Genomic DNA, 11,699 nt, shown 5'->3' with positions numbered 1-11,699 from the left:
ATATGGATTAAAAAAAACATGAGCAGAAAAAAGACTGTCCTTTTGAGACAGCCTCTTTCTATTGATATTTATTCTACTTACTTATAAGGTTTCTTTCAGCCATTCAAAAAATTCTCTTTGCCATACCAAACCGTTCTGAGGGTGAAGCACCCAGTGGTTTTCGTTCGGGAAATACACCAGCTTGGTTTTCAGGCCCCTTAATTTTGCAGCCTGGAAAGCTTCCTGGCCCTGCTCATAAGGAACGCGGAAATCAATTCCACCCTGAACGATCATGATTGGCTTATTCCATTTTTCTACAAAATTGCTTGGGTTAAATTCTGTATAAGCTTTTGGAAGCGGTTTCTCCCATGGGGAACCAAGATCCCAGTTGGCAAACCACAGCTCTTCAGTAGTCAGGTACCAGGATTTCATATCAAATAAGCCATCGTGCGCAATAAAGGTCTTGAATCGGTTTTCATGGATTCCTGCCAGCATAAACACACTGTATCCTCCGTAGCTTGCTCCTACAGCCGCTACCCTGTCACCATCCACATAAGGTAATGTTTTTGCATAATCTGTAGCTGCCAGATAATCCTTCATAGGCTGCCCTCCCCAATCTCTGGAGATTTCTTCATTCCATTTTGTTCCCCATCCCGGCATTCCTCTTCTGTTCGGGGCTACTACAATATAGCCGTTGGCCGTCATCAGTGAGAAGTTCCATCTGATGCTGAAATACTGTGTCAGTGCAGATTGTGGACCTCCCTGGCAATACACCAATGTCGGATATTTTTTATTCGGGTCAAAATTCGGAGGATAATGGAACCATACGCCCATTTCTTTGCCATCCGAAGTTTTTACCATTTTAAGTTCAGATTTCCCCTGGGCCAGCTTGGCATAAGTATCTTTGTTGGCTTCAGTCACCTGCTTCATCTCTCCGTTTTTAAGGTTTACAGAGAAAATTTCCGTTGCATGGTTAACATCCGTCCTTCCAACCAGAAGGGAGGTTTTATTATCTGTAAAGATTTCGTTGACATCAAAATCCCCTTTTGTGATCTGCTGTACTTTTGCTGATTTGGAATCCAGGGAGAAAAGCTGTTTGGTCCCACGGTAAGCAGCTGTAAAATAAATTGTTTTTGAATCGGCTCCCCACAGTACATCTCCGGAAACACTGTCATCCCATCCCGCGGTAAGATTGGTTACCTTGCCTGTTTTCCAGTCCATGATCTTCACATCATTTTTATCAGCTTCATAACCGTCTCTGGCCATGCTTTGCCACATCAGTGATTTTCCGTCAGGACTGAATTTAGGATTAATATCATAGCCTTTATTGGATTCCGTTAAATTTTTCGTAGCTCCGGTGGCCAGGTCATAAGCAAAGATGTCCGTATTGGTGCTTACTGCATATTCTTTACCGCTTTTAGGCTTTGTAACATACAAAAGCTGTGAAGAGTCCGGGCTCCAGATAAAATCTTCTGCTCCTCCGAAAGGTCTCTGCGGGGAATCCCATGTTTTTCCTTCCAGCAGGTCTTTGGCAGATTCCACTTTATCAGACGTATTGACAACAAATACATGATTGTATTTTCCTTCATTGAAATAATCCCAATGCCTGTGATTCAGATCCGTATATATCTGAGCGGTAGTTTTAGGGGTATCATTGTATTTGTCTTTCCCCATCAGCTTTTCTACTAAAACCTGCTTGCTGAAAGCAATTTTTTTACCATCCGGGGAAATCACAATATTGTCGGCCTCACCAATGGTATAAAATTCTGACCAGGTTTTTCCGGTATCTTTTGAAAGATAGATCTTATCGCCTTCCTGTGCGTAGATCCCGTTCTTATCCCATTGGATCAGGGACTTTTTACCAAAATCTATTTTAGAAGACTGATGATTAAGAACATTAAGAAAATAGTTCTCGTTTTTTGTTTTTTCCGTTTTCAGATCAACCTGTCCTACTTTATATATAAGTGAAGACTGATCCGGTGAAACTGCCTGTACTCCTACCTTTTTCAAAGTCCAAAGGATTTCAGGCGTCATTAGTTGTTGTGCGTTCATTAAAAGCGGAGCTGCCAGAGCCAGCAGGCTGTACTTAAGTTTCATAGGTTGATATTCATTTTTTAGCAGATCTATAAAGCCATACAGATTTACAGACCCTTTTATTAATTCAAAGTTGCCAAAGTTAGCTATTAAAATAAAATTAACGAAACTTTTTATGCTAATAAATTTTTTAGCTTAATGGATTTTAGTTCAGCCGATAATGCCACGTTCCAGATAATCAAAAAACATCTTTTTATAGCTTTCTCCGATAGGGATAAAGGAACCTGCTATATTTACCCTGTTTCCTTCTACAGTGTTCAGGTGTTTTATGGAAATAATAAACGAACGGTGTATTCTGAAGAAAAACGGGCTGGGTAATGATTCAGACAACGTTGCCAGGGTCTGGTAAGTTATCACATTTCCTTTCGCTGTCACAAACTTTACATAATTACGCAGGCTTTCAATATAAAAGATATCTTCCAGGAAGACTTTGTGATATTTATGCTTCCTGTCGCCTTTCAGCATGAGAAATGCTTCTTCCTGTTTGTCTGCCTGCACCGGTAAATCCTGACGCTGGACTTTTTCAACAGCCCTTAAAAAACGGTCGAACGCTACAGGCTTCATCAGGTAATCCACCACGTCATACTCAAAGCCTTCGAGTGCGTAATCCGGATATGCAGTTGTAAGAATGATCTTGCAGCGGCTGCCGATGATTTTAAGGACATCAATACCGCTTAGGTCCGACATTTGAATATCCAGAAAAAGTAAATCCACCTCACCCTGAATGATTTTATCAATAGCTGAAAATACATTGTCTGAGCTTTCAACGACAGTAAGTGAGGGAACTTTCTGAATAAAGGATACAATAATGTCTGCTGCATACTTTTCATCATCGAGAACAAAACATCTGTACATGAACGGATTGTTATAAGGTTATCTGCAGCAAAATACAAAATTCTTTCTGATTCTGCCGGATATCCAGCCGGTGACGTCCCGGATATAGTAAACTCAGCCTCTTTTGTACATTAACCAATCCAATACCACCGGATACTTCTTTCCTTTTATTGCTTTTCCTGTTTGATACGGTAAATTCAAGTTCGTTATCCCGGATGGAAAGATCAATACTTATCGGATGTTCCGGCTGATTAACAACTCCATGCTTTAATGCATTCTCTACAAACGCGATCAGGATCAGAGGGGCTATTTTAGGATTATTTCCTTTTGTATCCACTTTATAGCTGATATAAAATTGGGGTGAAAAACGTATGCTGAATAGTGAGATATAGTTTTGAATATAGGTTATTTCGTCCTCTACGAATACCAATCCGTCCTTATGTTCCTTTAAGGTGTAACGCATAAGGTCTGCAAGGCTTACCAATGCATCGGCCAGTTGCTGTGATTTAGGCAGAGCCAGTGAATACATATAGTTTAATGAATTATAAAGAAAGTGGGGATTTATCTGGGAACGCAGGAATGCCAGTTTAGCCTGGCCGGCTTCTTCTTTAAGCCGGAGATTCATCCTTTCAAGAACAAAATGCCTGTGGAGGAAAAATATTGCTGCTGATAGTACAATATAAGGAATGGCATAATACAAATTGTCAAAGATATAATATCCTATAGACACGTCTTCATCATAGTTCCTGAATCCCAGCCATGCCGGATATAAGACCTCTTCCCACCCGTAGCGGCACAAGGCAAAAAAAATACAGGCGGACAAGATACCTACCGCCAGGAATATTTTATTCCTGTTGATTGCAAATCTTGGATATATAAAGCTATAGCAGTAATAAAATGTGGAAATTTTCGCAATATTAATGGAGAGGTTGAGCCATAATATCTGCCGGTCGGGAGTTTCATTTAACCAAAAAAAATAAGTATAAGCCAGAAATAAGGTCCAGCTCAATATATGGATAAAAATGATTTTCGATCTGCTCATGCAACAAATTTAAAAAGGGAAAACAGCCGGTTTAAAATTATTATGCGTAACCCTGTTTTTTTTATATGAACGCCATATGCTTTGTTTGGTATAAAAAATAAAGAGATTGGAATAATAAAATTTATAAATGTTGCTGCAACTCTAATTTTGTTCTCAAATTTAATAGAATTTGGTATGAACATAGCAAAAATTGTAGTTTCTCTTTGTTTTTCAATCGCTTTATCAGTATCTGTATCCGCTCAGGAAAAAATTCAGATTTTAGTATTAGGTACTTCTCATTATAATGAAGAAAAAGATTCAGCAGAACAAAAAAGGGTCATTGAAAAGCTGACGGGCTTCAACCCCGATATGGTAATGGGCGAATTTGTTTCCCCTGAAGAATATGTTTCCCTCGAACCGGATAGCTACCGTAGAAAAATGAATGATCGTACTTTTCTTTATTATCAAAAGCTGAACGCTGATATCCGGTTCAGTGAAAAAAAGTTAGAAAAGGATGCCAATCGCCTGGCCAGGTTTCCCAACCTGCACCGCTTACGTATAGAATTGGCAGCAGGTCTGCTCAATGGTTATGATCTGGCCAATGCAAGATACCAGATATATATTCTGGAAACATGGAAGAAGTCCCATTTCAATCCTGAAGAGGCCGCTTTTTACAAAACAAGATTAGGAGGAACCGAAACTTTAATGCAGCGTAATCTCTATCAAAATACAAGTGAATACAATACAATTATTTTCCCATTGATGCATAAGCTGAGCCTTCCAACTATTTATCCGGTTGACTGCCAGCTTTATGACACAAAATGGACACAGGCCTGGCGAATTGTAGCCTACTGCATGCATTTCATTAACCGAATTGCCAAAATGGACGAAAATTCTGAAGAGGCCAGAATCGTACAGAAAATTGAACAGGAAAAAAAGCTGATCTACTCAAAATCAGACAGTCTCGGCCTGCAGGGATATGCCTATCTCAATTCCTCATTCAATGCCGAAGAAAGTGATCTTATCAATTTCTATGGAGGTGAAAAGTTATTCGGCTTTTCCAAGAACTATCCCGAAAAAGAAGTCCGTGAAATGATCAAATACTGGAAACTACGGAACGAAGGCATGGCTGCCAATATTATCAGGCTGGCCCGTGAAAAGAAAGGAAAGCGCATTGTGGTCGCGGCAGGCTCTGCTCATCAAAAATGGATTGCCGATATTCTGCGGAAGGAACCTGATGTAGATATCATTGACTACAATACTCCGTAGGTCTTCTGCTTCTTAATCCAATACTACAAAAAACAGACGTCAATATGAACAAAAAAACCGTCAATTAAGTTGACGGTTTGATAAGTTTATCTCTTACTCAATTTAATCTCCATCCGAAAACATGGAATTAACCAGAGATGTGATGATAGAAAGCAGGATGCTGAAAATAAGCGCCCACCAGAAACCATCCACCACCATACTTCCGATGAAATAATCGGCAAGAAGAATAATCACCGCATTGATAACCAGGGCAAACAATCCCAATGTGATAATCGTGAGCGGAAGCCCCAGAATGCTTAATATGGGTTTAACGATCAGGTTTAAAATGCCTAAAACAATGGCAAAGATAATGGCAGTTGAAAATCCTTCAAAATGCACTCCCGGTAATATTTTGGTTAAAAGAAATGCAACGATGGCCGTTATGAGCAGTCTAATGATCAAGTTCATAGTATTGATTTTTTTAATGTTTATGATTATTCCCGTGCAAAAGCCATTCCATTTATCCCCGGAAAGTGAGCCGCAGCAGATATCAGGACAGGCAGCACGGCAAAAAACTTTAAATTCCGTGTACATATTTTCACTTCTATCACTAAACTCATACCTATGATTAAGAAAATGACATCGTAAGAATCCACGGATATTTTATATTTTTTTTGATGACCAAATGTGATTATTTTATTTTCATCATGGTGACCAAAGAAGTCGCTACATGGCTTTCACGGCTGTCTTCAGCAATGGTATAGATCTCCGTCCTTATAACACTTATTTTGGCTCCTCCCTTCACTACATACGATCTGGAAACCAAGGCGTTGCCTATAGCCGATCGCAGATAATTCACCTTCAGTTCCAAAGTAACCACATAGCAGTCCTGCTCATAATGGCTTACTGCAGCATATCCGGAAGAAACATCCACCAGGGAAGCAATGATGGCCCCGTTGAACATTCCTGCCTTTCTGGTCATCATATCCATTTTTGGGATCTTAATGGACACGAAATCCGTCTCCACTTCCAGAAGCTCAGCTTTGTAGAATCCAAGGGTTTCCGATCGGTTAAAACTGTCTGTGATAAGTTTCCTTTTTTCCGGGGTCATGAACTAATATTTAGATAATTAATGAAAGTAAATTTACAAAATGCATCCTGACATTGATATGGGAGACTATTCAGGCCAGATCATATCAGCCCAGCCGGATATCAAAATTGTCCGTCAAAGATAGAACCCCTTCTGCTAAATTTTCCGGATGGGCACTGAAGCCTTTCAGTTTTGAGGTTTTACCTTTTAAAATTAAATCCAGCAGCTGCTTTTCGGAAAGCTTTTTCCCAAAGACCTCAAATGGGATCTTAAAGTTACAGGTTTTAAAACCTGAACATCCGATGGCAGTTTTTCCTTTTATTAAGCTATGCTCCTTGCATTTAGGGCATTTTGTCTGATCCCATGCCTGAAGCTCTTTTTTGGATGCAGGTTCCCTTCTTTTCTTTTCTTTTTCGTTTTCCTCCTGTAAGGTGATCACCTTTCCTTTTCCGTCGACTACCTTGCGGGTAAGTTCGGTAACCATCCGGATCAGTTCTTCCTTGAATTGGTTGGCTTCATATTCCCCTCTTTCGATTTTACGGAGCTTGAGTTCCCATTCCCCTGTCAATTCGGGGCTTTTCAGAAGCTCATCCTCGATTGTGTCAATAAGCTGGATCCCTGTCCGGGTGGCAATCAGGTTCTTTCTTTTCTTCTCGATATATTTCCTTTTAAAAAGGGTTTCAATAATATTGGCACGGGTTGACGGTCTTCCGATACCGTTATTTTTCAGCAATTCACGCAATTCTTCATCTTCCACCTGTTTTCCGGCAGTTTCCATGGCTCTCAGCAATGTAGCTTCGGTATAAGGCTTGGGCGGCGAGGTCTTTCCCTGGTGGATCATGGGATCATGAGGCCCGGTTTCTCCAACGGTAAACTCAGGGATAGTCTGTTCTTCTTCCTTGTCTTTATCTTTTTCGGCAGGTTCTTTGGCATCTTTTGCATAAACCGCTCTCCAGCCTGGCTCCAGAACCTGCCTTCCGCTCGTTTTAAAAGGAATGGTCCCTACTTTTCCCTCCACTAATGTATTGGAAATTTTACACTCGGGATAAAATACGGAAATGAAGCGTTTGGCTACCAGATCATATATAAGCTTTTCCTCTTTGCCCAGATTTCTTGAAGGAGGAATTTCAGTAGGAATGATCGCATGGTGGTCGGTCACTTTGGAATCATCAAATACAGCTTTTGATTTCGGAACCGGCTGTTCCAGCAACGGTGATACCAGCTCCTGGTAAAAAGCCATACTCCTTAAAATGCCTTCAATTTTCGGATACAGGCTTTCCGATAAATAAGTCGTATCTACACGCGGATAGGTCACATGCTTTTTTTCATAAAGGCTTTGGATATAGTTCAATGTATTTTCCGCAGAATATCCGTATTTTTTATTGGCTTCCACCTGCAGACCGGTCAGGTCAAAAAGCCGTGGGTTTTTCTCTTTTCCTTCCTTGATCTCAAAGGAAACGATCTCAAAAGGATTCTGCTGAAGATACTCCAGGCCTTTTTCCGCCCGCTCCTGCGTTTTAAGCCTGTCAATGGCTGCATTGAAAACCACTTCCCGGTAGCGGGTCTTCAGTTCCCAGTATTCTTCCGCCGTAAAACTGTCAATTTCCTTTTGCCTTTGTACCAACATGGCCAAAGTGGGAGTCTGTACCCTTCCGATGGAAAGCACAGCTTTGTTCCCACCGAATTTCTTGGTAAACAAACGAGTAGCATTGATTCCCAGGAGCCAGTCACCTATCGCCCTTGCATTTCCGGCCAGGTACAGGTTTTTATAATCTTCCGCCGGCTTCAGATTGGCAAACCCCTCTTTGATGGCATCTTCTGTAAGGGATGAAATCCATAAACGGTAGACAGGCTTGGTACATTTTGCCTTCTGCAATACCCAACGTTGTATAAGCTCTCCTTCCTGGCCCGCATCCCCGCAATTGATCACTTCATCACATTCCTCTACCAGCTTTTCAATTACTTTAAACTGATTTTCCACACCTTTGTTCGGGATAAGCTTGATGCCAAAATTTTTAGGGATGATCGGAAGGAAGATCAGGCTCCAGGATTTCAGTTCCGGACCATAGTCATGAGGTTCTTTTAGTGTGCAAAGATGTCCGAATGTCCAGGTCACGCAGTACCCGTTACCTTCCATATAGCCCTGCTTCGGTGTGGTGGCACCCAATACTTTAGCGATATCTCTGGCAACACTCGGCTTTTCAGCAATACAAAGTTTCATGAATATTCGGAATTATTGAAGGGCTGCAAAATTCGGGATTTTTTTTGACTTTTCCCCGGTGAATATATGGAAAAAAATGATATAATGATCCCGATCCAATCGCATAACATAATATAAAATACTAAAAATCAACACACTAAGCACAGCAATAAAATTAAGTTCACAAAAGTCTATATTTTTAGTGGACTATTAAAAATTTATGCATTATATTTGCAACCGTAATCATAAAGAAAATGAAAGCATACCTAAAAAAGAATCCAGTGAAAAAGCATATCATCAATACCATGATGATGAATTGCTGCATGCCTGTATTCCGGTATCACTGTGGTTGACCTTACTTTTATATGACATATTTCAAGGCCTTACCACGTGTGGTAAGGCCTTTTTTATTAAAGAAAATATCTTCAAAATGATAGAAATAAAAAATATTTCAAAAACATTCCACCAGAAAAAGCATTCTTTTAAGGCGCTTGATGATATAAGCCTGAAAGTTGCCCAGGGAGATATTGTGGGAATCATCGGATTCTCAGGAGCGGGGAAAAGCACCCTGATCCGTACGCTGAACCTTCTTGAAAGGCCTGATGAGGGACAGATCATCATCAACGGGAAGGATTTCACCCGGCTGGATACCAAGCAACTGGCCCGGGAGCGTAAGAAAATCGGAATGATCTTTCAGCATTTCAATCTTCTTTCATCAAGAACGGTCTTTGAAAATGTTGCGCTTCCGTTAGAATTAGATTCCGCCAACAGATCCGAGATCCGCAAAAAGGTGACCGGGCTCCTGCAAATGGTGGGACTGGAAGACAAGGCCAATGACTATCCTAAAAATCTTTCAGGAGGACAGAAACAAAGAGTGGCCATTGCCAGGGCCCTGGCCAACGATCCTTACCTGCTGCTGTGCGACGAGGCCACCAGCGCGCTGGATCCGGCTACCACCCAATCTATTCTTCAGCTTTTAAAGAATATCAACCAGCGCCTGGGAATTACCATTTTGCTGATCACCCACGAGATGGATGTCATCAAGGCTATCTGCAACCACGTGGCCGTTATTGACAAAGGAAAACTTATTTCCAAAGGCACTTTAAGCGATATCATTTCAGATAAAGAAAACCCTATTATCAAACAATTTATAAATTCAGACATTATGACCATACCTCAGGAATTCAGCAGAAAATTACAAAAAGAGCCACAGGACGGCTTATTCCCGCTTGTTGAAATAGAGCTTAACGAAAATATCACGGTTGAGCGACTGCTTTCAAAAATTTATGATGATTATAAGATCCCTTACAAGCTTCTGAAAGCTGATGTGGAATACCTCGGAAACTCCAATTTCGGAAAGCTATTGCTTCAGCTGCAGGGAAAAGAAGAGGAAAACCAGAAGGCGATCTACTATTTCAACCAGAATAAAATCCAAAATACAGTAAGGGGATATGCTTAATGACACGACACTCTCTCTTTTATCCAAGGGGGTTTGGGAAACAGTTTACATGACTTTTGTATCAGGGTTTTTTGGGTTTGTCCTGGGTCTTCCGGCGGGAATTTCCCTGTTCTTAACAAGAAAGGGACAACTTCTGGAAAATGTTGTATATAACAGGATACTGTCTGTTTTTATCAATATTCTGCGGTCTATCCCTTTCATTATTCTGATTGTATGGATGATTCCTTTCACAAGATCACTGGCAGGAACATCCATTGGGGTAAATGCGGCTCTTGTCCCTCTGAGTATCGGGGTTGCTCCGTTCATAGCAAGGCTGGTTGAGAACAGTCTTCTTGAGGTTCCTCACGGTTTGATTGAGACAGCAAGGGCTTTGGGCGCCAGCCCGTTTCAGATCATCAGGAAAATCCTGCTTCCGGAAGCTCTCCCTTCCCTGATCAATAATGCCTCCATCACTCTGATTACGCTGGTAGGATATTCTGCCATGGGAGGAGCTGTAGGAGCAGGCGGGCTGGGCCAGATCGGATACCAGTACGGATATATCGGCTATGACACCGTGATTATGAATCTTGTGCTGATCCTGCTGGTAGCCCTGGTATTTGCCATTCAGATCTCGGGAGACCGTCTGGCCAAAAAATTCGATCACCGGTAATAATCATCCCGCAAAATAATGAACTTAATTGTTGAATTTAGAATATTCATTTTTTAACTCAAATATTTACAATGAAGAAATTAGGAATTTCAGGCTTATTAACAGCCGCCTTACTGCTATTCAGTGCATGCAACTCTGCCAAAAATGATCCCAACCATATCAAAGTGGGGATTACCTCCGGACCTGAGCAGCAGATTGCCGAAACTGCAAAAAAAGTAGCCAAGGAAAAATATAACCTTGATGTAGAGCTGGTATCGTTCAATGATTACGTAGTTCCGAACGAAGCCCTGAATAACGGTGATATAGATGCCAATGCCTTTCAGCATGTTCCTTATCTTAAAGAACAGTCCAGGCAGAGAGGATACAGATTAGCTGTTGTGGGAAACACCTTTGTTTATCCGATTGTCGCTTATTCTAAAAAAATCAGCCATATCAGTCAGCTTCAGAACGGAAGCACGGTTGCCATTCCCAATGATCCTACTAACGGAGGCCGTTCTTTACTGCTGCTCCAAAAAAACGGCTTACTACAATTAAAAAAAGATGTTGGCCTATTACCTAAAGTCACTGATATTACAGAAAATCCCAAACAACTGAAAATCATTGAAATTGAGGCCCCCCAGCTGCCAAGGGTTTTAGATGATAAAGAAGTGGTCCTGGCGATCATCAACAACAATTTCGCAGCGCAGGCTGGGTTGGATACTGCCCGGTACGGGGTTCTTAAGGAAGATAAAAAGTCTCCTTATGTAAATGTGATTGTAACCAGGGAAGACAACAAAAATGAAGATAAGGTGAAGAATTTTGTAAAAGCCTACCAGTCCCGGGAGGTTGCAAGGAAAGCTGAAGAGGTTTTTAAAGGCGGGGCAATCCAGGGATGGTAATAAAAACAGGTGCCGGGTTGTTATCATAGAAATGAAGAATCTATGACAACGCCTTATGAACAGACAATCACCATATAGTTTTAGCTGGCGTCATTCCGGGAGTTTTTTAGCTGTAAAAAAACTTAACGGATTGGCGCATTTTTTTTCAGGGAGTCATAAACAGCCGTTTTAATGAAAAATACATTATCTCAAATTGAGATAATAAAAAAATTTTGTTTATTTTTGTTACCAATCAATAAATAAGGTT

The 11,699-nt window shown here is 40.9% G+C and carries 10 protein-coding genes; 4 read left to right on the top strand and 6 right to left on the bottom strand.

From position 1 onward, the window contains the following. Positions 1-81: 81 nt before the first annotated feature. From ABMQ40_RS02340 to ABMQ40_RS02330, 3 genes are all read right to left on the bottom strand, one after another. Positions 82-2,076, bottom strand: a complete 1,995-nt coding sequence (locus tag ABMQ40_RS02340; RefSeq protein WP_370896120.1) for a S9 family peptidase — start codon at positions 2,074-2,076, stop codon at positions 82-84. A gap of 147 nt (positions 2,077-2,223) precedes the next feature. Next, positions 2,224-2,928, bottom strand: a complete 705-nt coding sequence (locus ABMQ40_RS02335; protein WP_370896118.1) for a LytR/AlgR family response regulator transcription factor — start codon at positions 2,926-2,928, stop codon at positions 2,224-2,226. 10 nt (positions 2,929-2,938) lie between these two features. After that, positions 2,939-3,949: a sensor histidine kinase gene (locus tag ABMQ40_RS02330; RefSeq protein WP_370896116.1), complete on the bottom strand. Its 1,011-nt coding sequence runs from the start codon at positions 3,947-3,949 to the stop codon at positions 2,939-2,941. A gap of 174 nt (positions 3,950-4,123) precedes the next feature. Between ABMQ40_RS02330 and ABMQ40_RS02325 the strand changes: the two genes are divergently transcribed. Next, positions 4,124-5,197 (top strand): DUF5694 domain-containing protein, encoded by a 1,074-nt coding sequence (locus tag ABMQ40_RS02325; RefSeq protein ID WP_370896114.1) that lies wholly within the window; start codon positions 4,124-4,126, stop codon positions 5,195-5,197. A 102-nt stretch (positions 5,198-5,299) separates the two neighbouring features. On the opposite strand, the gene ABMQ40_RS02320 is transcribed toward ABMQ40_RS02325, so the two are convergent. The 3 genes from ABMQ40_RS02320 to ABMQ40_RS02310 form a co-directional block, all read right to left on the bottom strand. Then, complete coding sequence (locus ABMQ40_RS02320; RefSeq protein ID WP_370896112.1) at positions 5,300-5,644, bottom strand: phage holin family protein; 345 nt, start codon at positions 5,642-5,644, stop codon at positions 5,300-5,302. Between the two features lie 223 nt (positions 5,645-5,867). Then, the gene (locus ABMQ40_RS02315; RefSeq protein WP_370896110.1) at positions 5,868-6,287 is read right to left on the bottom strand and encodes a PaaI family thioesterase; all 420 of its coding nucleotides are present in this window, start codon (positions 6,285-6,287) and stop codon (positions 5,868-5,870) included. An 85-nt stretch (positions 6,288-6,372) separates the two neighbouring features. Next, a complete protein-coding gene (locus ABMQ40_RS02310; RefSeq protein ID WP_370896108.1) occupies positions 6,373-8,487 on the bottom strand; it encodes a type IA DNA topoisomerase in 2,115 nt (704 codons plus the stop codon). Positions 8,488-8,896: 409 nt separating this feature from the next. Here ABMQ40_RS02310 and ABMQ40_RS02305 point away from each other — a divergent pair, with 409 nt between their 5' ends. From ABMQ40_RS02305 to metQ, 3 genes are all read left to right on the top strand, one after another. Further along, the gene (locus ABMQ40_RS02305; protein ID WP_370896143.1) at positions 8,897-9,925 is read left to right on the top strand and encodes a methionine ABC transporter ATP-binding protein; all 1,029 of its coding nucleotides are present in this window, start codon (positions 8,897-8,899) and stop codon (positions 9,923-9,925) included. After that, the gene (gene metI / locus ABMQ40_RS02300) at positions 9,918-10,574 is read left to right on the top strand and encodes a methionine ABC transporter permease MetI (RefSeq protein ID WP_370896106.1); all 657 of its coding nucleotides are present in this window, start codon (positions 9,918-9,920) and stop codon (positions 10,572-10,574) included. Before ABMQ40_RS02305 ends, metI begins: the two co-directional genes overlap by 8 nt. A 71-nt stretch (positions 10,575-10,645) precedes the next feature. Beyond that, positions 10,646-11,452 (top strand): methionine ABC transporter substrate-binding lipoprotein MetQ, encoded by an 807-nt coding sequence (metQ, locus tag ABMQ40_RS02295; RefSeq protein ID WP_370896104.1) that lies wholly within the window; start codon positions 10,646-10,648, stop codon positions 11,450-11,452. The last annotated feature ends 247 nt before the right edge of the window (positions 11,453-11,699 follow it).

It is taken from the genome of Chryseobacterium gossypii (assembly GCF_041361455.1).
Classification (GTDB): domain Bacteria; phylum Bacteroidota; class Bacteroidia; order Flavobacteriales; family Weeksellaceae; genus Chryseobacterium; species Chryseobacterium gossypii.
The sequence above is the reverse complement of the archived record's forward strand: the minus strand, read 5'-3'. Positions and strand labels throughout refer to the sequence as shown.

Bases quoted from the DNA above. Each gene is read 5' to 3' on its own strand.
- metQ (WP_370896104.1), top strand. From the start codon at position 10,646: ATGAAGAAATTAGGAATTTCAGGCTTATTAACAGCCGCCTTACTGCTA.
- ABMQ40_RS02335 (WP_370896118.1), bottom strand. From the start codon at position 2,928: ATGTACAGATGTTTTGTTCTCGATGATGAAAAGTATGCAGCAGACATT.
- metI (WP_370896106.1), top strand. From the start codon at position 9,918: ATGCTTAATGACACGACACTCTCTCTTTTATCCAAGGGGGTTTGGGAA.
- ABMQ40_RS02310 (WP_370896108.1), bottom strand. From the start codon at position 8,487: ATGAAACTTTGTATTGCTGAAAAGCCGAGTGTTGCCAGAGATATCGCT.
- ABMQ40_RS02325 (WP_370896114.1), top strand. From the start codon at position 4,124: ATGAACATAGCAAAAATTGTAGTTTCTCTTTGTTTTTCAATCGCTTTA.
- ABMQ40_RS02305 (WP_370896143.1), top strand. From the start codon at position 8,897: ATGATAGAAATAAAAAATATTTCAAAAACATTCCACCAGAAAAAGCAT.
- ABMQ40_RS02315 (WP_370896110.1), bottom strand. From the start codon at position 6,287: ATGACCCCGGAAAAAAGGAAACTTATCACAGACAGTTTTAACCGATCG.
- ABMQ40_RS02330 (WP_370896116.1), bottom strand. From the start codon at position 3,949: ATGAGCAGATCGAAAATCATTTTTATCCATATATTGAGCTGGACCTTA.
- ABMQ40_RS02340 (WP_370896120.1), bottom strand. From the start codon at position 2,076: ATGAAACTTAAGTACAGCCTGCTGGCTCTGGCAGCTCCGCTTTTAATG.
- ABMQ40_RS02320 (WP_370896112.1), bottom strand. From the start codon at position 5,644: ATGAACTTGATCATTAGACTGCTCATAACGGCCATCGTTGCATTTCTT.